The sequence below is a fragment of the Micromonospora sp. WMMD737 genome (genome assembly GCF_049179055.1).
Classification (GTDB): Bacteria; Actinomycetota; Actinomycetes; order Mycobacteriales; family Micromonosporaceae; genus Micromonospora; species Micromonospora reichwaldensis.
This window is the reverse complement of the sequence record NZ_JBMHMH010000001.1, coordinates 677925-698940: the sequence shown is the minus strand read 5'-3', so window position 1 is coordinate 698940 and position 21016 is coordinate 677925. Positions and strand designations below refer to the sequence as shown.

The following is a 21016-nucleotide window of genomic DNA, read 5'->3' as shown; positions in this document are numbered from 1 at the left end:
GCATGCCAGTCGCGAGCAGCAGGGCGGCGTCTACTGCCGGCCGGTGAAGTCCTCCACGTGGTCGCGGGCCCACTGCGCGAACGTCAGTGCGGGCCGGCCCAGCAGATGCCGGACGGTGTCGGTGACCGGCTCGGGTTGCGTGATCATCGCCGCGTGGCCGGCGATGATCGCGGCGGCCACGCCCGCCGGCATCGTGGGGAACAGCTCGGCGGCGGCCTGTGCGGAGTCCATCTCCTCGTAACGCAGGGTCCGGCCGAGCGCGGCACCGATCGCCGCGAGCTGCTCGACCTGCGTCAGTTGCTCGGGGCCGGCCAGGTGGTGGGCCGCGCGCTGGTGCCGGTCGTCCGTCAGCAGCCGCGCCGCCACGGCCCCGAGGTCCGCCTCGTGCACCAGGGCCCGTCTGGCCTGGGGAACGAACCACCGCAGTACATCCGACTGCTGGATCTGCGGCGCCCACGCCAGGGTGTTCGCGGCGAAGCCGCTGGAGCGCAGGAAGGCGTACTCGGCGGCCGATCCCGCGAGCAGGCCCTCCAGTCGGGCGTGGGAGCCCAGGATGGTCCCGTCCGGTTCAGCGGCGCCGTCGGGGTCGTCCGGCACGCCGTGGGCAGACAGATAGACGATGCGCCTGACCCGCTCGGCGAGCGTCGCCACCAACCGACCTGCCGCCCGGTCGGCGGTGACCGACGGGAAGACGAGGAACAGCCCGTCCACACCGTCCAGCGCGGCGCTCAGGCTGTCGGGCGCGGTGAGGTCACCGCCGACCACCTCCACCTGCGGCCCCAGGACCCCCGATGCCCTCGCCGGGTCGCGGGACAACACGCGCACCCGCACGCCCTCGGCCTCGACGAGCCGGGCGACGACCTGCCCGCCCACTCGCCCGGTCCCCCCGGTCACCAGTACCGTCCGCTGCACGCTCATACCGACCACGCCCTGATCCGCTCGACCGAACCTGCCGGGTCGACGGTAGAAGTTGAAGTGGACTTGAGGGCAAGTGCCGGAGGACGGCCCATAGTGGTCGGCTGGGACTCCGGTAGCCCCGACGACCGTCCAGGGCGGAGACCGCAGAGCCCGTGCGGGCGGCGTCGGCGGCCCGGCGCGGATCGTTCCCCACGCCGGGCCGTCGGACGGGTCAGCTCGCGGTGCAGGTGGGCGTGCCGGTCGGGCCGGTCCCGGTGCCCTGGAAGCCGAACTCCGTGGTGGCTCCGGCGGAGAGCCGACCGTTGTAGTCGACGTTGCGGAACGTCACGGCGCCGCTGGTCCCGGTGGCGCGCGCGCTCCACGTGTTGGTGACCGTCGCGCCGCCCGGCAGGGTGAGGGCGACCGCCCAGCCGTTGATCGCCGCGGCGCCTGCGGTGACGCGTACCGTGGCGACGAAGCCGCCGTTCCACGAGTTCAGCGACACCGTCGCGGCGCAGTCGCCGGACGGCGGCGGGGTGGTGGGCGGCGCGGTGGTCGGGGGCGCCGTGGTGGGCGGCGGAGTGGTGCCGCCGTTGAGGGCGTCGAGAGTGGCGGTGTAAGCCGGCTTCTTGTTGCCGCTGCCGTCGAAGAGCAGCGGGGTGCCGCTGGCTCGCCAGGAGTCCGTGTCCCGGATGCCCCACACGGTGATGCCGTTGCAGCGGGCCACGGCGAGGCAGTCGTTGACCACATTGCGGTACGCGGTGGCCTGGCTGGCGCCGGAGCCCTCGATGTCCAGCTCGGTGATCTGCACGTCGACGCCGAGCGCCGCGAAGCTGGACAGCGTGGTGCGGTAGTTGCCCGGGTAGGGCGAGGCGCTGTTGAAGTGCGACTGGAGGCCCACGCAGTCGATCGGCACGCCCCGGGCCTTGAAGTCGCGGACCATGTTGTAGACGGCCTGGGTCTTGGCGTGCGACCAGTCGTCGGTGTTGTAGTCGTTGTAGCACAGCTTCGCGGTCGGGTCGGCGGCGCGCGCGGCGCGGAACGCCACCTCGATCCAGTCGTTGCCGGTGCGTTGCAGGTTCGAGTCGCGTCGGGCCCCGCTGCCGCCGTCGGCGAACGCCTCGTTCACCACGTCCCAGGAGTGGATCTTGCCACGGTAGTAGGTCGCCACCTGGGTGACGTGGTTGACCATCGCCTGGCGCAGCGCGCTGCCGCTGAGGTTCTGCGCCCACCCCGGCTGCTGGGAGTGCCAGGCCAGGGCGTGGCCCCGCACCTGCATCCCGTTGGCGCGGGCGTGGTTGACGATCCGGTCGGCGTTGGCGAAGGTGAACTGGCCCTGGGACGGCTCGGTGGCGTCCCACTTCATCTCGTTCTCCGGGGTGACCGAGTTGAACTCCCGGTTGAGGATCCCGACGTACGTGGCGTCGGAGAGCTTGTGGGCGGCGACCGCGGCGCCGAAGTAGCGCCCCTTCTCGGCGGCGGACGCCCCCAGGGTCGTGCCGGCGCTGGCGCCGGACGCCACCGCGACCGTCGTGGCGGCGACGGCGAGACCGACCACGACCGACGCCAGCGCGACGCGTGGCCGCCGGCGGGTCACCGGGCGCCCGCTGGCACGGGCGAGCATGTTGTCCATGGCAGAGCCTTTCGATGAGCCGAATGGAGGAGAAGGCCGCCTCGGCAACCGCCCGCCACGGCGTGGGCCGGTGGAGTGGTCGCCCGGAGACCACGCCGCCGTCAGCATCCTCGACACCGTGAGTTGATCGAAGCCCTTCCATACGGACCGTATCGGAACATGTCCGGAACCTCAACGCCCGGTTATCGGATTCTTTCGACAATTGAATGCCGCATCGTCGCCTCGGACAGGCTCACACCCTGCCCTTGAGTCGGACCGGCGTCGGTCGGAGCACCGGAAGTTTCGGAGGTCAGGATCCGCGCCGCAGGACGTCGACCAGAGCGGCCGGGTCGATGGTGGATGGTCGGTCGCTGACCTGCCCGTCACCGAGTTCGACGATCCGCCAGACGCCGTCGGCGCGCAGTGCCAGGTCCACGGTCACGAACGGCAGCCCCAGCGCCGCCACCGCACCGCTCACCGGGCCCGCGTCGAACGCCTCCGGCGGCGTGTCGTGCGGACTGTCGGGGTGGGCGCCGACGAGGACGCAGACGCCGTCGACCCACCACGTGCGGACCTCGGCGGTGGTGAACCGCTCGAACCGGCGCAGGACCAGGCCGCCGACGAGATCGTCGCCGCGCAGGTCGAGGAAGCGGCTGGCGACCCGCCAGGCGGCGTCGCCGTCGTCGAGATCCGGGATGAACGCCGCCTCGTGCCAGTGGTGCTTCATCGACTTGGTGTAGTCGCGCAGCACCGCCGCCCCGCCGCCGAGCGCGCGCCTCGCCCGGTCGAATTCGACACGCTCGGTGCCGACCGTCCACGCCGAGCGTGGCGTCAACTCGACCAGGTCCGGATACCAGCCCGGCAGCTCGTGGGCGCGCCGGTACTGCTCGCCGCTCGTACGCAGGCTGACGCCCCGTCGGGCCAACGCGTCCGCGAAGGCGGCGTACCGCTCGCTGCGCAGCATCCAGCCGCGGTAGACCGCGACGCCCTCGGCCGTCACCCGCGACACCGCCTGCGACACGTCGTCGCCACGGGCCAACGCGTCGTGGTCGACGACGGCGACCTCGACGCCGGCCTCCCGGGCGGCGCGGGCCTCCGGCGCGAAGTGCGCGTCCGGGTGGCGCGGTCGCAGCGGGTCCGATGGAACGATCAGGAGCACGGAGGAATGCTGCCCCATCGGCGCCGGCGACGCGAGTGCCGCCGGGCCGGCGGGCGCGCGGGTTACCGCGAACCCGGGCTCGGTCTCCGGCTGCCCGGCCAGGTCGCCGGCGTCGCCGAGCGGCGCATCACCCGTCCGAAAGAGTCGGTCCCCGTTCCTATGCTGGGCCGATGGACCTGGAGTTGAGCGGCGAGCTGTGGTTCTGGAGAGGCCCCGCGCCATGGCACTTCGTCACCGTTCCGGAAGAGGGCTGCCAGGAGCTGGCCGCGAGGTCCGCGGGGGTGAGCTACGGCTGGGGCATGATCCCCGTCGCGGCGCGGATCGGGAAAACCGGCTGGAGCACGTCCCTGTTCCCCAAGGACGGGCGATACATCGTGCCGGTGAAGGCGGCCGTGCGACGGGCCGAAGGGCTGACGGTGGGCGACACCGTGAGGATCCGCCTGGTCGTGGACGGGTAAATGGCCGGTCCCGCCCCCCGACCGGATCACGGAGGCGACAAGACGTCGGAGGCGGTCGGTAGCGTGCCGGGGCGCGACGGGGAGGAATGACGGTGGCACTGTTACGGGCTTTCGAGGACCGCGAATACTGGCCGGAGTACGGCACGTTCCTGCTGCGCGAGGCGGACCCGTGGGGTCCGGCGCGGGTGCGGGTCGACGAGTTGCTGCGGGAATACGCGGTGAAGACGCAGCCGTGCGGCTCAATCGCCCGCGCCGGGGACGGCTGGATCGACGGCCGCGCGTCGGACCACTACCACGAGGTGCGGCTCGAAAGCCACGACGCACCCGCGCCCGAGGACGACGGCTGGGCCGATGTCGTCGAGACGCCCTTCGCCACCGGCGGGACGGTCGGCCTGGCGATGGTGACCGGCGGTTCCCCCCGCGACTCGTTCCGCCTGGGGGAACCGGGCCTCTACCGGTTGCGTTTCTGCCGGCGACCGGCCGACGAGGGCGACAGCTACCTGCTGCGGTTCTGGCCCGTGTCCGCCAGCCCGGAGCCACCTCGGTGGATCGCGCGCAGCAGCCCGCTGCTCAGCGAGGACGACCTCGCCCAGCCGGCCCTGCGCACCCGCGGCGGCGGTCCCTCCGCACACTTCCGGTACGCCACCTCGGACCTGCTGTCGTTGCTGCTGTGGGCGCGCGAGGGCTCTGCGACCGTCACCATCGACTGGCTCGCCGATCGGCTGCTCACCACGCCGGACGCCGTCCGGGCGATCCTGCGCCACGCCGTCGGCGACGGGCTGCTCGCCCCCTTCGACAGCACCGACGGGCCGTTGACACTGGTCGTCCAGCCGACCCCGCGCGCGCCCCGGCAACCACCGCCGCAGCCGGTGAGCCGACCGACCGGCCTCGGGCGGCTGCGCGGCACCGTGGCCACCGCGGCGAGCGATGCCGGGCCCGGCCCGCACGCCGGGCCCTGCGGCACCGTACGGCCGCCAGGGGTCAGCGGTCCGACCATGGCGTGGGTCACGACGAGGAGCCGCCTGTCGTCCACCCAGGAGACCCGTCCGCCGGCGGCGCTACCTTCCGGGCCACCGCCCCGCGCCGGATTCGTCGGCTCCGGGGGCGAGCTTGTCGTGTGGCGCGACGACACACCGGTGGTGCTGGCGCGCTGGCCGGGGGTCCAGGTGACGCAGGCCATGCAGAGCCGACACGGCACCGTGCTGCTCGGCAGCACCCAGACCGCGCTGGTGCGCCCCGACGGCGAGTTCGCGCTGCTCGGCACGAGCATGGGCTGGCGGGCCGTCCTGGACGCGGCCGGCGAGCGGCTGGCCGTCGTGGAGTTCCACGTCGGCCGACGGTCCCGGAACCGGCTGCACCTCGTCGACCTCGCCGACGGTTCCCGGCAGAGCATGCCGTGGGACGGGGCTGACAACCTTTCCGCCGTCGGGATCCACGACGGGGCCGTGTACGCCAGCGTCGACGGCGGCGCGGCCTCGGTGCGCTGGGCGCCGGGCGAGAAGCCGGAGCCGCTGCCGCACGCGCTGCGCCAGGTCGACCCGTACAGCGGTGTGGCGCTGGCCCGTGACCGGAGCCACCCGGCGCTACTCGTCCGGCCCGACGGCGGTGTCGTTCCGCTGCCCGTGGACCCGGCCGCCGCCCTCGTGCCCGGCGGCCGGCAGTTGTACTCCTGGGTGTACGCGCCGCCGAGCCTGCGTCTGTACGACCCGGCACAGCCCGACCGGCCCCGGGTGCTGCCGCTGCCCGGCGGCAGCGCGACCAGCCCAGTCCCGGGCGGGCCGGTCTGGGAGAGCCCGGAGCACGTGCTCGTCCCGGCCGACCACGGACGCAACGAGTTCGGTCTGCCCCTGGTGCGGCTGCACCTTCGCAGCGGCCTGGTGGAAGGCGTGGCGTTGCCGCCCGAGGCCGGGTACCGACCGGTCCTCGTGCAGCCGCTCCACCGGCCGACCGGGCACGGCTGACCCGCCACCGGCCTGTCGGCCGCGTCTGGCGGGAGCGGGATCCGTCAGCACGCAGCGGTAGCGCCCGGCGGATCGACAGGGTAGAAACATGCCAACCCTTCTTTCACGCCGTGATAGAAGTCGCGATGGCGAGAGAGCGCTCTCACGAGGGCGTCGCCCCCGCCGCCGCCCCCATGAGGCAGGTCGACGACGACCGCGCCCCGGCCATCGGCGCGCCCACCCCGCGCCGCACCGGAACGCCTCCCCACCACGTCGCCGAGCCCGGCACCCGCCCCGGCCGGCGGAGAGGACGAACGATGAGAATGCAGTCCCCCGACGCGCGACGGCGGCTCCGCCGGACGCTCGCCCTCGGCCTGGTGCTGACGGCCGTCGCCAGCACCACCGGCACGGCCGCCGCCGCCGGACCGGCCCGGCACGGCGCCCCGGACTTCGGGCCCAACGTGACGATCTTCGACCCCGACACACCGGTCGCCGAGATCCAGGCGACCCTCGACGCGGCGCACGCCCGGCAGGTCGACGCCGAGATGGGCACCGCGCGGCACGCGTACCTCTTCAAGCCCGGCAGCTACGGTACGGACACGCAGCCCCTGCACGTGAAGGTCGGCTACTACACCGAGGTCTCCGGCCTGGGCGCCTCCCCCACCGACGTCACCGTCAACGGCAAGATCGAGACCTACAACCGCTGCCTCGAAGGCGGCGGGACCGGCAACTGCATCGCCCTGGTCAACTTCTGGCGCACCCTGTCCAACCTGTCGCTGTCCGTCAACGCCACCGGCCAGGACGGCTGCCGCTCCTCGGCGAACTTCTGGGCGGTCTCCCAGGCGGTCTCCATGCGCCGCCTCGACATCAGCGGCGGCGGCCTGTCCCTGATGGACTACTGCACCGCCGGCCCGCAGTACGCCAGCGGCGGCTTCATCGCCGACTCCCGGCTGCCCGCCACCACCAACGGCTCCCAGCAGCAGTGGCTGACCCGCAACAGCGAGGTCGAGAGCTGGTCCAACGCGGTGTGGAACCAGGTCTTCGCGGGCACCGTGGGCGCCCCCGACGACGCCGACTTTCCCGACCCGCCGTACACCACGCTGGACACCACGCCCCTGAGCAGGGAGAAGCCGTACCTGTTCGTCGACGACCGGGGCCGCTACCAGGTCCGCGTCCCCGCCGTCCGGCGGGACAGCCGGGGCATCTCCTGGGGCGACGGCACGACGCCGGGGCGCACCATCGGCATCCGGGACTTCTTCATCGCCAAGCCGTCCGATCCGGTGCACGTCATCAACGCCCAGCTCGCCCGCGGCAAGCACCTGCTGCTCACCCCCGGGGTGTACGACATCGCCCGCAGCATCGAGGTCCGGCGGCCCGACACCGTGGTGCTCGGCATCGGGCACGCCACGCTCACCGCCGTGGGCGGCGCCGTACCGCTGGACGTCGCCGGCGTGCCCGGCGTCGTCGTCGCCGGGGTGACCATCGACGCCGGCCTGACCGAGTCGCCGGTGCTGCTGCGGGTGGGGCGCGAGCACGGCCGCAACGCCAGCACCCCGCGCAACCCGATCACGCTCTCGGACGTGTACTTCCGCGTCGGCGGGCCGCACGTCGGCAGGACGCACACCGCGCTCGAGGTCAACGCCGACCACGTCCTGATCGACCACACCTGGGTGTGGCGCGGGGACCACGGCGTCGAGGGCTTCACCGAGGGCGTCAACGGCGACACCGACCGCTGGCGGACCAACACCGGTCGCTACGGCGCCGTCATCAACGGCGACCACGTGACGGCCACCGGCCTGTTCGTCGAGCACTTCCAGCGGTACAACACGGTCTGGAACGGTGAGCACGGCACGACGATCCTCTACCAGAACGAGCTGCCGTACGACCCGCCGACGCAGGCCGACTGGATGAACGGCGCCGTCGAGGGCTGGGCCGGCTACAAGGTCGGCGACCGGGTGCGGCACCACACGCTGCACGGCGGCGGGGTGTACGTGTTCAACCAGAACAACCCGTCGATCCGCACGGAGAACGGCTTCGAGGTCCCCGTCGCGCCGGGCGTCAGGCTGCACCACGTCATGACCGTGAACCTGAGCGCCGGCACGATCGACCACGTGGTCAACGGCGTGGGCGCGGCGGCCGACACGACGCGGGTCGGCGAGCCCGTCTACGTCACGCGGTATCCCGCTGCGTAGCCCTGCGGGAGTCCGGGTCGGACGGGGCGCGCACCCCGCCCCGTCCGACCCGGTCGTCAGCCGGCGCAGTTGTTGTTGCGCGCGGGCTGGGTCAGCTTCTCCTGGGTGCCGAACTTCGCGTAGACCCGCAGGTAACACGGCAGCTCGACGTCGCCGTAGTAGCTCTGCACCTCGTTGGCGTAGTGCGTGGTGCCGCTCTGCGCGACCTGCCAGCCGCCGGCGTCGCCCGACTGGATCTCCCAGTAGACGTCGCCGGAGCAGCCCTGCAGGCCCTGCGACCAGGCGATGATGTTGGCCCCGTTGTAGATCTCGGACTGCACGAGCGTGCAGCTCGCCGCCTGCGCCGGGCTCGCGCCGGCGAGCAGCCCCACGGTCAGCATCGCTCCGGCTCCGACCGCCGACATCAACTTACGCATGCTCGATCTCCTCCACGATGGACGGCAGGTGTCCACCGGAGGGTATCCCGATCCGGAGATTAGCTCCACGGCCATAGTCGATATTGGCGAAAAGTTTTACCGTCCTCCTCCGGCAGCCGCCGGCCGCCCCGCGACGGCCTCACCGGCACGCCCGCCTACGCCCCGACGCTTACATTTAACAAAGTTAATTGATAGCCTCCCGCCATCGACGAGGAGGAATGCCATGCGACTTCGACGTACGATGCCCGCGCTGCTGGCCGGCGCGGCGCTCACCGCCACCCTGGCGGCCATGCCCGCCGTGCACGGCCGCGCTGCCGCGGAGACCGCCCCGGACGTCGCCGCCACGGCCTGCACCGCGCCGGCCTGGGCCGAGGGGACGACGTACGCCGCCGGCAGCCGGGTCAGCTATGCCGGTCGCTCCTACCAGGCGCTGGTGACGCACACGCCCCCGCCGGGCGCCGGCTGGAACCCCGCCGCGACGCCCTCGCTCTGGACCGACCTCGGCGCCTGCGACGGCGGTGGCACACCCGCACCCACCCCGACCGCCACGTCGGGGCCCTCCCCCACCCCGACCCCGACGCCGACCGCGACGCCCACCCCGCCCGGCCCGGGCACCTGCGCCGGCAAGCCGAAGCCGGCCGGCAAGGTGCTCCAGGGCTACTGGGAGAACTGGGACGGCGCGGCCAACGGAGTCCACCCACCGCTGGGCTGGATCCCGATCACCGACGCCCGGATCCCCGCGCACGGGTACAACGTGATCAACGCGGCGTTCCCCGTCATCCGCGCCGACGGCACCGTGCTCTGGGAGGACGGCATGGACGCCACCGTCAAGGTGCCCACTCCCGCCGAGATGTGCCGTGCCAAGGCGGCCGGCCTGACCATCCTCCTGTCGATCGGTGGCGCGACCGCCGGAATCGACCTCAGCTCGGCCGCGGTCGCCGACCGGTTCGTCGCGACCGTCGTACCGATCCTCCAGCGGTACAACTTCGACGGCATCGACATCGACATCGAGACCGGGCTCACCGGCAGCGGGAACATCTCCCAGCTCTCCCCGTCGCAGGCGAACCTGATCCGCATCATCGACGGGGTGCTCGCGCGGATGCCCGCCGGTTTCGGCCTCACCATGGCGCCGGAGACCGCGTACGTCACCGGCGGCAGCGTCACCTACGGCTCCATCTGGGGCGCGTACCTGCCGATCATCAAGCGGTACGCCGACAACGGCCGGCTCTGGTGGCTGAACATGCAGTACTACAACGGCAGCATGTACGGCTGCTCCGGCGACTCCTACCCGGCCGGGACCGTGCAGGGCTTCACCGCCCAGACCGACTGCCTCAACGCCGGACTGGTCGTGCAGGGCACCACCATCCGGGTCCCGTACGACAAGCAGGTCCCCGGGCTGCCGGCGCAGCCCGGCGCCGGGGGCGGCCACATGGCCCCGGCGACGGTGGCCCAGGCGTGGAACACCTACCGGGGCGGCCTGAAGGGCCTGATGACCTGGTCGCTGAACTGGGACGGGTCGAAGGGCTGGACCTTCGGCGACAACGTGCGGGCCCTCCAGGGCCGCTGAGCCACCCGTCACCCGGGCGTCGACCGCCGGCCGCACCCCCCGCGGCCGGCGGTCGGCACCTCGGAACGCGCGGCGCCGACGCCGCGGTCAGGGCCGGAACCGGTAGCCCATGCCGGGCTCGGTGATGAGGTGGCGCGGGCGGGCCGGATCGTCCTCCAGCTTGCGGCGCAGCTGGGCCATGTACTGGCGCAGGTAGTTGGTCTCGTTCTGGTACTCGGGACCCCAGACGTCGTGCAGGAGCTGGCGCTGGCTGACGAGCTTGCCCGGGTGACGCAGCAACTGTTCGAGCACCCCCCACTGGGTGGGGGTGAGCCGGACGTCGGCGCCGTCGTCCCGGGTGACCGTACGGGCGGCGAGGTCGACGGTGTGCCGGCCGACGCGCAGCGTGGCGGTGGTCGCGTCGGCGCTGACGTGCAGTCGCCGGGTCACGGCGCGGATCCGGGCGAGGAGTTCGTCGATGCCGAAGGGCTTGGTGACGTAGTCGTCGGCGCCGGCGTCCAGGGCCGCGACCTTGTCCTGGCTGCCGGCGCGGCCGGAGAGCACGATGATCGGCACGTGCGTCCAGCCCCGCAGGCCCCGGATGACCTCCACCCCGTCGATGTCGGGCAGGCCGAGGTCGAGCACCACCAGGTCGGGTGGGTCGCTGGCGGCTGCCTTGAGCGCCGCCGTGCCGGCCGCGACGGCCTGCACCTCGTAGCCCCGGACCCGCAGGTTGATCCGCAGCGCACGGACGATCTGCGGCTCGTCGTCGACGACCAGGATGCGGGTCATTCCTGCTGCCCCTCCGCGGCGCTCGGGGTGGCGGCGGGTAACCGCAGCACCATGGTGAGGCCGCCCCCGGGGGTGGTCTCGGGAGTGATGCTGCCACCCATCGCCTCGGCGAGGCCGCGGGAGAGGGCCAGGCCCAGGCCGACGCCGGTGGCGTTGTCCCGGTCGCCCAGGCGCTGGAACGGCAGGAAGACGTGCTCCCACTGGTCCTGCGGGATGCCGGGGCCGACGTCGAGGACGCGCAGCTCCACCTGGCCGGCGTGGGCGCTGGCGGTGATGGCCGGGGGCCGCCCGGGCGGGCTGTGCCGCAGCGCGTTGGCGACGACGTTGACCAGCACCCGCTCCAGCAGCCCCGGGTCGGCGACGGCGGCGGGCAGGTCGGCGGGGATGTCGGTGCCGACGTCGGCGGCCTGCGGGCCCAGCTCGTCCAGGGTTCTCGGCACCGCGTCCTCCAGCCCGATCGGCACGCGGGTCACGCCGAGGGCACCGGCCTGCAGGCGGCTCATGTCCAGCAGGTTCGCCACGAGCCGCCCGAGCCGGTCCAGGGACTCGTCGGCGGTGGCCAGCAGCTCGTCCCGGTCGTCGGCGTCGAACTCGACGTCGGGGCTGCGCAGGCTGCTCACCGCGGCCTTCGCCGAGGCCAGCGGCGTACGCAGGTCGTGGCTGACCGCGGCGAGCAGCGCCGTACGCATCCGGTCGGCCTCGGCGAGCGGCCGGGCGCTGGCCGCCTCCTCGGCGAGGCGTTCCTGCCGCAGCGCGACCGCTGCCTGCGCGGCGAACGCCTCCACGACGCGCCGGTCCGCCGCCTCCAGCCGCCGTCCGGAGAGCCGCGCAGGACCCCACCGGCCACCGTGGCCAGCGTCTGCGCGTCGGCGGAGGCGCGCGCCGCCTCCCTGGTGCGCCGCGCCGCGACGTCGACGACCCCGCTGACGGCCACGGCGACGGCGACGAAGACGCCCAGGGCGAGCAGGTTGTCGGCCTCGGCGATGGTCAGCGTGCGGAACGGAGGCGTGAAGAACCAGTTGAGCAGCAGGGAACCGCCCAGCGCGGCGACCAGCGCCGGCCACAGCCCGCCGACGAGCGCGACCCCGACGACGCCGGTGAGGAAGAGCAGGATGTCGTTGGTGAGGCTGAGGTCCGGCAGGGCCCGCAGCAGGACCGTCAGCAGCGGCATGCCGAGCCCGGCGAGGCCGAAGCCGAGCAGCCGGCGCCGCCGCGACAGCGCGGCCGGCACGCCCGCGCCGCGCCGCCCCCGGCCCATCTCCGGGTGGGTGACCAGGTGCACGTCGATCGGCCCGGACAGCGCGGTGGTGGTCACCCCCACGCCACGGGAGATCAGCTGGGCGAACCGGCCGCGCCGGCTCGCGCCGAGCACCAGCTGGGTGGCGTTCACGCCCCGGGCGAAGTCGAGCAGCGCCGCCGGGATGTCGGCGCCGAGCACCTGGTGGTACGTGCCACCGAGGCTCTCCACCAGCACGCGCTGCCGGGCGAGCTGCGCCGGATCGGCGCCGGCCAGCCCGTCGCTGCGGGCGACGTGCACGGCCAGCAGGTCCGCGCCCTTGCTGCGGGCCGCGACCCGCGCGGCGCGGCGGATGAGCGTGGCGCCCTCCGGTCCGCCCGTGAGCGCCACCACCACCCGCTCGCGGGCCTCCCAGGTCTCGGAGATGCCGTGCTGGGTGCGGTAGGCGCCAAGCTGCTCGTCGACCTTGTCGGCCAGCCACAGCAGGGCCAGCTCGCGCAGGGCCGTGAGGTTGCCGACGCGGAAGTAGTTGCCCAGGGCCGCGTCGATCCGGTCCGGCCGGTAGATGTTGCCGTGCGCCATCCGGCGGCGCAGCGCCTCCGGGGTCATGTCGACCAGCTCGACCTAGGTCACCACCCGACGCGGCAGCACCTCCAGGTCGCCGACCATCGCGGCGGTCTGGGCGCGACCGTGGGTCTCGACCAGGCCGACCACCACGTCGGTGCCGCGCTCGGCGCGCCGCCGGGCCTCCTCCAGCATCGCGTACGTCTTGCCGACGCCGGGCGCGGCCCCGAGGTAGATGCGCAGTTCTCCCCTGGGCACGCAGCCATCCTCCCTGATCACCGGCACGGCCGGTCGTCGGACCACGGACCACGGGTGGGGCGGGGCGCCCGGCCCCGCCCCACGCCGCCCCTCACGCGACGGGCAGCGCCTCGTCGAGGGCGAGGTTGAGGGCGAGCACGTCGACGGCGGGGGCGCCCATGAACCCGAGCACCCGGCCCCGGGTGTGCGCGGCGACGAGGCGCCGGACCGCCGCCGGGTCCGCGCCCCGCTCACGGGCCACCCGCGCCACCTGGATGTCGGCGTACGCCGGACTGATGTGCGGGTCGAAACTCCGTGCCCGCGCGCCGGACAGGGGTCGTCACGCGATCATGACGGCGGCGGCGCGTTTCTTGACGCGTTCTTCACGCGGCCGGGTCGCGGCGGTGACGCCGCTCACCGACGCCCTCCGCCCGGAGCACGCGGACGGGGACGCCGCAGCCGCGCGAGGTCCGACTACCGGTCGGGCGGGGACGGGCGTCAGCCAGGCGGGCGCGCGTCAGCCAAGCGAGCGGGCGTCAGCCAGGCGGGTGTCAGCCGGGCGGACGTCAGCCGGGCGGGCAGGCGTGAGTCGCTCGGGCGGGCGTCAGCCGGCCAGCCAGTTCCGGATCTCGTCGCCGTGCTCGTCGAGGCCCGGCGGCGGCAGGTCGTAGCGCGCCGGGGTGGCGCTCAGGCCGATCGGGTGGCGGATGCCGGGCACGCCGCCGGTGGTGACGACCGGGTCCAGCCCCAGTTCCCGCGCCAGGTCGACGCCCCCGGCGACCGTGTTGATCGGGGCGCACGGCACGCCCGCCGCGCGCAGGTCCCGGAACCACTCGTCGCGGCTGCGCAGGACCAGTCGCGCGACCAGGAGGGGCCGCAGGGCCTCCCGGTTGACCGTCCGGTCCTGGTTGCGCCCGAACCGGGGGTCGTCGGGCAGGCCGGGCAGGCCGAGGACCTGGCACAGCTTGCGGAACTGGCCGTCGTTGCCGGCGATGACGACGAGGTCGCCGTCGGCGGTGGGCAGCGGCTCGTACGGGAAGAGGCTCGGGTGCCCGTTGCCCATCCGGAACGGCGTCGCGCCGCCGGCGACGTGGCCGCTGGTCTGGTTGACCAGGCCGGACAGCGCGGAGGAGAGCAGGTCCACCTCGACGTGCTGGCCGGTGCCGCAGCGGTCGCGGTGGTGCAGCGCGGCGAGGATGCCGACGGCGGCGTGCAGGCCCGCGATCACGTCGAACACGGCGACCCCGGCCTTGTAGGGCGGACCGTCCGGCTCGCCGGTGAGGCTCATCAGGCCGGACGCGGCCTGGACCACGAGGTCGTAGCCGGGCAGGTTGGCACCGGCGCCGGCGCCGAACCCGCTGATCGAGGCGTAGACGATCCGCTCGTTGACGGCGGCGACGCTGTCGTAGTCGAGGCCGAAGCGCCGCAGGCCGCCGGGCCGGAAGTTCTGGATCATGACGTCGGCGCGGCGGGCCAGTTCCCGGGCGACGGCCAGGTCGTCGGGGTCGGCGAGGTCGAGGGCGACGGACCGCTTGTTGCGGTTGACGCCGAGGTAGTAGGTGGAGGTGCCCTCCCGCACGGGCGGCAGCCAGGCCCGGGTGTCGTCCCCGCCGGGCCCCTCGACCTTGACCACCTCGGCGCCGAGGTCGGCGAGGAGCATTGTCGCGTACGGTCCGGCGAGGATCCGGGAGAAGTCGGCCACGAGGATGCCGCTGAGCGGCCCGGGCCCTTGCTCCCCCATCGCCGCTCCCCTTCCCGTCGACGCCCCGGCCGGCGCGGCGGATCGTGGCACCTGCCGGGTGCCGACGGCCGGCGCTCCGATGGCAGGACCACGATGGCACAGCGGGCGCGACGCACGTCGGTCGCCCCGACGGTCCGGGCCGGGGCGGATGGCGACGGGTCGCCGCCATCCGCCGGGCGGGTCAGCCCTTGCGCCACTTCTGGTTGGCGGTGCCCGCGCAGTCCCAGAGCTGGAGCTTCGCGCCGTCGGCGCTGTTCCAGTCCCGGATGTCGACGCACCTGCCGGCCTGGATGTTGACCAAATCGCCGGCCGCGGTCAGGGTGAACCGCTGCGCGCCCGTGCCGTTGCACGTGTAGAGCTGGACGACCGCGCCGTTGCCGGTCGCGCCGCCGTCGACGTCCATGCACTTGTCGTTCTGGCTGCGCAGGGTGTCGCCGGTGAACGTCCACTTCTGCGCGGCGGTGCCGTTGCAGTTCCACATCTGCAACTGCGCCCGGTCGACGAAGTTCGAGTTCGGCACGTCGATGCACTTGTTGTTCCAGTTGCTCAGCACGGGCACCCCCGTGCCGGGGTTCCCCGGCCCGCCGCTCCCGGCCCCGAACGGGCTCAGGACGAGTCCGGCCGCGCGGGGGTCGCCGTCGTGGACCAGGGACTCGAACGCGCCGACGTCGTCGAAGGCGAAGGCGTACGCCTTGCCGTCGACCATGTTGGCGTGGATGACGCGGGCGTAGTGGTTCGTCGGGTTGTTGCGGTAGAACTGGGCGGCGTCGGTGCTGGGCTGGGTGTCGATGGTGCCGAGCGTGCCGCGGTTCAGCGCGGCGCAGAGCGTCCGGGAGATCGGGCCGACGACCGGGTCGTTGGGTGCGGGCAGGTCCCCGTCGCAGCCCCAAACGCTCGCCGAGGAGGGCCGGTTGAAGGAGGCGACCCGCTGGCCGGCGCTGTTGGTGAACGTCATGACGTTGCCCGAGGTTCGCCCGAAGTAGCGGGTGTTCGGCTGGTCGGCGAACGGCACCACGGTCAGCGTCCTGGTCGTGTACGCGTTCCAGGCCGACGCGATGTAGGAGTCCAGGTAGGTGGCGCTGAACAGGCCGGCGCCGGCCGCCTTGCCGGGCGCGAGAACCCGCAACACGGTCCCGTCGGAGCGGGTGTGGACCGTGTTGGCCCAGCCCGGCTGGGACCGGATGCCCTCGATGATCGCGTTGCGGCCCCCGGCCACGACGTCGCCGGTGCGCTTGGTGACGCCGGTGGCACCGGTCACCGTGACCGCGTGCGGCACCGCGAACATGTCGACCTGCGAGCTGTTGAGCCACAGTCCGGCGTCGTTGTAGGTGAACTCGCTCCAGTCGAACAGGATGTCGCGGTTGGCGTCGCCGGCCGCCCACGGCGCGGGTTGCACGAGGCCGTCCGGGGTGAGGAAGAACTTGAGCTTCTCGCCGAAGGAGAAGTAGACGCGGCCGGAGAACCCGCGCGGGAACCGGATGGTCGTGCTGCCGCCGTTTCCGGGCCCCGGGATCGACGCGTCCGGCGCGGGCGACGGCGGGAGCTGCCCGCCCGACCACGGGACGAAGGTGCCGCCCTGGTTGACGTAGCCGAGGCGGCCGCTGGAGAGCTGCACGCCGATCACGTACAGGTGGACGGCCTCGCCCCGACCGGTGCTGTTGGTGACCGTGACGGGCAGCAGCGCGGGGCCGACGGCGTGGGCGGGGGCGGCGGCGAGGGTCACCGGGACGGCGGCGATCAGCGCGGACACGGCGGCGAGCAGCCTTCTTCGAAACTTCACGAAAAGTCCTCCTCGGGGTGGCGGCGGAGTGAGAGAGCGCTCTCTCAGCGTCGCGCCGAGGCGGCTCTCCTGTCAATAGACACTGGCCGATGCGACCCGCGCGCCGGCTCGTGGACCGCCTACTCCAGGTGGAAGGTGGCGGAGGCTCGGTCGGCGCTCGAACTCACCGCCTCGAGCTGGAGCAGTCCGGCCCGGTGGCGCACGTACCGGCCCGGGAAGTTCTGCGACTCGAGGGAGAGCCCGGCCCCGGCGGCCAGGCCGGACCGCCGGTGGAAGCTCGCGTCGCCTCGGAAGAGCGTAGAGCCGTCGTCGCGCTCGACGTACAGGGCGAAGTCACGGTGGCGCAGGTAGTGGCCCGGGAGGTTGGTCGACTCCAGCGACGCCGATCCGGCGCCAGCGAGGCCGGCGACGATGCGGAACTGTGAGTCGGCCAGGCTCGTCACGTTCGGCTCGACGCGGGCCCGGTAGTCGTAGTGCCGGACGTAGCTGGTGGTCAGGTCGTGCGAACGCAGCCGGACGGGCGTGGCCCCGTCGGGCACCGGGATGCCGAAGTTCGGGGTGCCGTCGGCGTTCCAGTACAGCTTCTGAATCCTGGTCCGCCGGTTCGGATCATTGAGCGGATCGCCCACGATGTCCCGGTAGTTGCGGTCGTGGTAGACCAGGATGTCGCTCTGCCCGTCCTCCGAGACGGTGAAGGAGTTGTGGCCGGGGCCGTACTGGCCGGTGGCCGGGTTGCTGGCGAACACCGGGGTCGGGCTCCTGCTCCAGGAAGCGGCGTCGAGCAGGTTCGCGGTGGCGGAGGCACTGAGCATCCCGAGGCAGTAGTTGGCGTCCGTGGCGCTGGCCGAGTAGGTCAGGAAGAGGCGGCCGTCGCGCTGGATGACGGCGGGTCCCTCGGCCACCCGGAACCCGCGGGTCTCCCAGTCGTACGTCGGCACGACGAGCCGGGTCACCGTGCCGGTGATCTGCCACGGGTTGCCACCCATCCGGGCGAGGTAGACGTTGGAGTTGGTGGAGACGCCCGGCTCCTGCTGTGCCCAGGTCAGATAGCGCACCCCGTTGGCCACGAAGGTCGAGGCGTCCAGGCTGAAGGTGTCCCACGGGGTCGTGATCCGGCCGCGCTCGGTCCACGACCCGGTCCGTGGGTCCGGGCTCGCGTTCTCCAGCACGTACATCCGGATCCGCCACACGTCGTCGGTCCGGCCCGCGGCGAAGTAGACGTACCACCTGCCGTTGATGAAGTGGATCTCCGGCGCCCAGATGTGGGCGCCCATCTCGCCGTTGGCGTGCCGGTACCAGATCGTCGTCTCCGCCGCCGTCGCCCGCCCCTGCAACGTGCTGGCCCGGCGCAGCACGATCCGGTCGTACTGCGGCACCGTCGCGGTCATGTAGTAGTAGCCGTCGGTGTGCCTGACGATGTGCGGGTCGGCCCGCTGCTCCGCCAGCGGGTTGATGTGGTTAACCGCCGGTGCGGCGTGCGCCGGCCCGGCCATGGGCAGGCCGAGCGGCATGGCGAGGGCCAGCACCGCCGCGGCCAGGGCCGACCGCAGACGCGGCACGGTACGGCGGCCGGCGCGCTGCGTACCGGCGGCCCGGTGGACGACGCCGCCGCAGGGGCGGGGTGGACGGGATGGCTGCATCTGTCCTCCACGGGGTTGCGGCGGCCGTCGATCAGTAGAGGTAGGGCCAACCGGCCGCGTCGTAGCCGATCCTGTTGACGCCGAGCAGCGACGCCCCGTTGTCGGCGTAGTAGTGGTAGAAGAGGTGGTCGCCGTCGGTGTCGGCGAGCACGGCCTGGTGGCCGGGGCCGTGGACGCCGCCGTGCGAGGCCAGGACCTGCGTGCCGCCGCCGGAGAGCATGTCGCGGCCGGCACGGTCGACGAACGGCCCGGTCGGGACGGCGGCGCGGCCGACCATCACCCGGTAGGTGCTGCCGGCGCCCTGGCAGCAGCGGTCGAACGAGACGTACAGGTAGTACCAGGCGCCACGCTTGACGATGACGGGCGCCTCGACGCCCGGCCCGTAGTTGGCCAGACTGTGCATCGCCGTGCCCAGCCGACGCCCGGTTGCCGGGTCGATCTGGATCAGCTTGATGCCGGACCAGAACGAACCGAAGCTCAGCCACCAGCGGCCCTGGTCGTCGACGACGAGGTTCGGGTCGATGGCGTTGAAGGCGTCCGTGGTGCGTGACTCGACGACCAGGCCCTCGTTGGTCCAGCTGCCCGACGCGCCGGTGGTGCTGGTGGCGAGGAAGATCGCCGACCGGTTCGAGCCGAAGGTCGAGGCCGAGTAGTACAGGTGGTAGCGGCCGTCGCGGTACGACAGGTCCGGCGCCCAGAGGTTACGCGCGCCGCCGGTGTAGGTGGAGATCCACGGCGCACCGCCGGGAAAGACCGAGCCGGCGTTGCGGAAGGTGACCCGGTCGGTGGAGGTCATCAGCGCGACGTCGTTGCCGGTGTGGGCGACGAGGTAACCGCCCTCGGGGCGCCTGACCACGGTCGGATCGTGCACGCCGATGTCGCCGGTGACCCTGCCGGGCTGCGGGTAGGAGGCGGGCGGGATGCCCGTGGGCGGCGGTGTCGTGGTGGGCGGGGCGCCGCCGAGGCGGACCAGTTGCCACTGCTGGTTGGCCCCGTCGAGATCACGGTAGGCGGCCAACATCCCACCATCCGCCGTCGACCAGTCCCACCCGTCGACGACCTTGCCGCTCGACCGGTTGACGAACCGCACGTACCCGCCCACCGAATCCTGCAACCGGAACTGCTGCGTCGCCACCCCGGTGTCGGCCCGCTGCACCAACCGCGTCCCGTCCGCCGCCCCCGGCAGATCCAACACCTTCCCACTGTGCCGCGAACGAACCTTGTAGAAACCGTCACCCACGTGCACGAACTGCCACTGCTGCACCGCCAGGTCGTTACGCGCCCACTGATTCACCGGCGCGTCGTCAGCCGTCGACCAGTCGAAGACATCCATCGCCTTCCCGCTGTGCCGGTTCACGAACACGTACGTCGCCCCGGTGTCCACCGCCGCCGCCCACGCCGACGACCCCACCACCACACCAGACCCCAGCAACACCACCACCGCCACCACGGCAGCGGACAACCACCACCCACCGCCCGTCCGTGGCATCTTGTCTGCCAGCTTCATCGACTTCCTCCGTTGGCTTCCGGACCGACGCCGGACGAGCAGGTCGCGACACCGGCGCGACGACGCGCCGTTCGTGGGCCGTGCGGGCTCGTGCCGCCGGCAAGGAGCAGGATGAACCGGAACACGTGACGGTGGCGTTTCGCGTCACGGCGCAGCAACAGCAGTGTTGGCGTTAACATTGATGGCTGTCAAGGGCTTCGGGCGGCCGGACCGCACCGCCGGGACGGCCGGCGTGATCAGCGCCGTGGCGGGGCGGCGACGCTGCGACGGGAGACCAGGGAGGGCGCGACCGTCTGCCGCAGCGGGCCCGCGACGTCGGATTCCATCTGCGCCAGCAGCAGGTCCAGGCTCGCCCGGGCGACCGCGGCGAAGTCGGGCCGCACGGTGGTCAGCGGCGGGATGAAGTACGCCGCCTCCGGCACGTCGTCGAAGCCCACCAGGCTGATGTCGTCCGGCACCCGCAGGCCGTGCTCGTGCAGCGCCCGCAGCACACCGAGCGCGAGGTGGTCGTTGGCGGTGAACACCGCAGTGACCTCGGGCATCCGGGCCAACATCTGTCCGCACCGGTACCCCGCCGCCGCCGACCAGTCCGCCGGCAGCAGCGGCGGCAACTCGGCGCCCGCCGCCTGCAACGTCTCCCGCCATCCGTCGATCCGGCCGGCGCTGTCGAACCAGTCCGGCGGGCCGGAGACATGCCAGACCGTCCGGTGCCCGGCGTCGAGGAGGTGCTGCGTGGCGGCGCGGGCACCGGCGACCTGGTCGACCGTGACCAGGGGCACCGGACGGCGCGGGTCGCCGTCGACGGTGACCAGCGGAACGTCCTTGGGAAGCCGTTCGAGGGCCTCCCCCGCCGACTCGACGGGCGCGATCACCACGATGCCGGCGACCCGGTGCGCGAGGTGCCGCTCCACCGCCGCCGAGATCGACTGGTCGTCGAGGTCGCTCACGCTGCCGACGCTGACCGCGAATCCCGCCTCGGCGGCCGCCTGGTCCAGGGCCGCCAGCAGCGAGGCCGGGCCGAAGAGGGTGGTGTTCTGCGCGACCACGCCGATCACCTGGGACCGGCCGGTGACCAGCGCCCGCGCCGCGCGGTTGGGCCGGTAGCCGAGTTCGGCGATGGCCGCCTGGACCCGCAGCCGGGTCTGCTCGCGTACGTTGGGGTGCCCGTTGAGGACCCGGGACACCGTCTGGTGCGAGACGCCGGCGAGGCGAGCCACGTCCGTCATCGCAGGACCGCGCACGGCCACCTCACCTCTCCCGCCCCGTCCGGCGACTGCGCCACGTCCGACTTCGACGGA

Annotated in this window: 14 protein-coding genes and 2 pseudogenes; 4 read left to right on the top strand and 12 right to left on the bottom strand. The window is 73.1% G+C overall.

What is annotated here, in order from left to right:
• Positions 1 to 30: 30 nt before the first annotated feature.
• From ACN27A_RS02405 to ACN27A_RS02395, 3 genes are all read right to left on the bottom strand, one after another.
• Complete coding sequence (locus ACN27A_RS02405) at positions 31 to 918, bottom strand: SDR family oxidoreductase (RefSeq protein WP_421458353.1); 888 nt, start codon at positions 916 to 918, stop codon at positions 31 to 33.
• Between the two features lie 211 nt (positions 919 to 1129).
• Positions 1130 to 2530, bottom strand: a complete 1401-nt coding sequence (locus ACN27A_RS02400) for an endo-1,4-beta-xylanase (RefSeq protein ID WP_421449458.1) — start codon at positions 2528 to 2530, stop codon at positions 1130 to 1132.
• A gap of 289 nt (positions 2531 to 2819) precedes the next feature.
• Entirely contained in the window at positions 2820 to 3668 is an 849-nt protein-coding gene (locus ACN27A_RS02395) for an ATP-grasp domain-containing protein (RefSeq protein WP_421449456.1), read from the bottom strand.
• Positions 3669 to 3838: 170 nt separating this feature from the next.
• Between ACN27A_RS02395 and ACN27A_RS02390 the strand changes: the two genes are divergently transcribed.
• The 3 genes from ACN27A_RS02390 to ACN27A_RS02380 all read left to right on the top strand — a co-directional run bounded on the left by ACN27A_RS02390 (position 3839) and on the right by ACN27A_RS02380 (position 8258).
• A complete protein-coding gene (locus ACN27A_RS02390; protein ID WP_421449455.1) occupies positions 3839 to 4126 on the top strand; it encodes a DUF1905 domain-containing protein in 288 nt (95 codons plus the stop codon).
• 92 nt (positions 4127 to 4218) lie between these two features.
• Entirely contained in the window at positions 4219 to 6087 is a 1869-nt protein-coding gene (locus tag ACN27A_RS02385; protein WP_421449453.1) for a hypothetical protein, read from the top strand.
• A 302-nt stretch (positions 6088 to 6389) separates the two neighbouring features.
• Positions 6390 to 8258: an adenylyl cyclase gene (locus tag ACN27A_RS02380; protein ID WP_421458352.1), complete on the top strand. Its 1869-nt coding sequence runs from the start codon at positions 6390 to 6392 to the stop codon at positions 8256 to 8258.
• Positions 8259 to 8314: 56 nt separating this feature from the next.
• On the opposite strand, the gene ACN27A_RS02375 is transcribed toward ACN27A_RS02380, so the two are convergent.
• On the bottom strand, positions 8315 to 8674 hold the full coding sequence (locus ACN27A_RS02375) for a hypothetical protein (protein WP_311412262.1): 360 nt from the start codon (positions 8672 to 8674) through the stop codon (positions 8315 to 8317).
• A 223-nt stretch (positions 8675 to 8897) separates the two neighbouring features.
• Here ACN27A_RS02375 and ACN27A_RS02370 point away from each other — a divergent pair, with 223 nt between their 5' ends.
• Complete coding sequence (locus tag ACN27A_RS02370; protein ID WP_421449452.1) at positions 8898 to 10241, top strand: carbohydrate-binding protein; 1344 nt, start codon at positions 8898 to 8900, stop codon at positions 10239 to 10241.
• Between the two features lie 87 nt (positions 10242 to 10328).
• On the opposite strand, the gene ACN27A_RS02365 is transcribed toward ACN27A_RS02370, so the two are convergent.
• The 8 genes and pseudogenes from ACN27A_RS02365 to ACN27A_RS02330 form a co-directional block, all read right to left on the bottom strand.
• Complete coding sequence (locus ACN27A_RS02365; RefSeq protein ID WP_421449451.1) at positions 10329 to 11012, bottom strand: response regulator; 684 nt, start codon at positions 11010 to 11012, stop codon at positions 10329 to 10331.
• A pseudogene (locus ACN27A_RS02360) lies at positions 11009 to 13071 on the bottom strand (DUF4118 domain-containing protein). The gene ACN27A_RS02365 and the pseudogene ACN27A_RS02360 overlap by 4 nt, the downstream one beginning before the upstream one ends.
• Positions 13072 to 13162: 91 nt before the next feature.
• Positions 13163 to 13360: pseudogene (locus ACN27A_RS02355) on the bottom strand (potassium-transporting ATPase subunit C); the annotation flags it as partial.
• Between the two features lie 294 nt (positions 13361 to 13654).
• Complete coding sequence (locus tag ACN27A_RS02350; RefSeq protein ID WP_421449450.1) at positions 13655 to 14791, bottom strand: CaiB/BaiF CoA transferase family protein; 1137 nt, start codon at positions 14789 to 14791, stop codon at positions 13655 to 13657.
• 181 nt (positions 14792 to 14972) lie between these two features.
• Positions 14973 to 16571 carry a glycoside hydrolase family 64 protein gene (locus ACN27A_RS02345; RefSeq protein WP_421449448.1) on the bottom strand — a complete coding sequence of 533 codons (1599 nt, stop codon included), beginning with the start codon at positions 16569 to 16571 and terminating at the stop codon, positions 14973 to 14975.
• A 119-nt stretch (positions 16572 to 16690) separates the two neighbouring features.
• Positions 16691 to 18211, bottom strand: coding sequence for a family 43 glycosylhydrolase (locus ACN27A_RS02340; protein ID WP_421449447.1), 1521 nt, complete (start codon positions 18209 to 18211; stop codon positions 16691 to 16693).
• Positions 18212 to 18242: 31 nt separating this feature from the next.
• Positions 18243 to 19718: a family 43 glycosylhydrolase gene (locus ACN27A_RS02335; protein WP_421449445.1), complete on the bottom strand. Its 1476-nt coding sequence runs from the start codon at positions 19716 to 19718 to the stop codon at positions 18243 to 18245.
• Between the two features lie 236 nt (positions 19719 to 19954).
• Positions 19955 to 20944, bottom strand: a complete 990-nt coding sequence (locus ACN27A_RS02330; RefSeq protein ID WP_421449444.1) for a LacI family DNA-binding transcriptional regulator — start codon at positions 20942 to 20944, stop codon at positions 19955 to 19957.
• Between the last annotated feature and the right edge of the window lie 72 nt (positions 20945 to 21016).

Bases quoted from the DNA above. Each gene is read 5' to 3' on its own strand.
- ACN27A_RS02405 (WP_421458353.1), bottom strand. From the start codon at position 918: ATGAGCGTGCAGCGGACGGTACTGGTGACCGGGGGGACCGGGCGAGTG.
- ACN27A_RS02400 (WP_421449458.1), bottom strand. From the start codon at position 2,530: ATGGACAACATGCTCGCCCGTGCCAGCGGGCGCCCGGTGACCCGCCGG.
- ACN27A_RS02390 (WP_421449455.1), top strand. From the start codon at position 3,839: ATGGACCTGGAGTTGAGCGGCGAGCTGTGGTTCTGGAGAGGCCCCGCG.
- ACN27A_RS02380 (WP_421458352.1), top strand. From the start codon at position 6,390: ATGCAGTCCCCCGACGCGCGACGGCGGCTCCGCCGGACGCTCGCCCTC.
- ACN27A_RS02375 (WP_311412262.1), bottom strand. From the start codon at position 8,674: ATGCGTAAGTTGATGTCGGCGGTCGGAGCCGGAGCGATGCTGACCGTG.
- ACN27A_RS02370 (WP_421449452.1), top strand. From the start codon at position 8,898: ATGCGACTTCGACGTACGATGCCCGCGCTGCTGGCCGGCGCGGCGCTC.
- ACN27A_RS02365 (WP_421449451.1), bottom strand. From the start codon at position 11,012: ATGACCCGCATCCTGGTCGTCGACGACGAGCCGCAGATCGTCCGTGCG.
- ACN27A_RS02350 (WP_421449450.1), bottom strand. From the start codon at position 14,791: ATGGGGGAGCAAGGGCCCGGGCCGCTCAGCGGCATCCTCGTGGCCGAC.
- ACN27A_RS02340 (WP_421449447.1), bottom strand. From the start codon at position 18,211: ATGCAGCCATCCCGTCCACCCCGCCCCTGCGGCGGCGTCGTCCACCGG.
- ACN27A_RS02335 (WP_421449445.1), bottom strand. From the start codon at position 19,718: ATGAAGCTGGCAGACAAGATGCCACGGACGGGCGGTGGGTGGTGGTTG.
- ACN27A_RS02330 (WP_421449444.1), bottom strand. From the start codon at position 20,944: ATGACGGACGTGGCTCGCCTCGCCGGCGTCTCGCACCAGACGGTGTCC.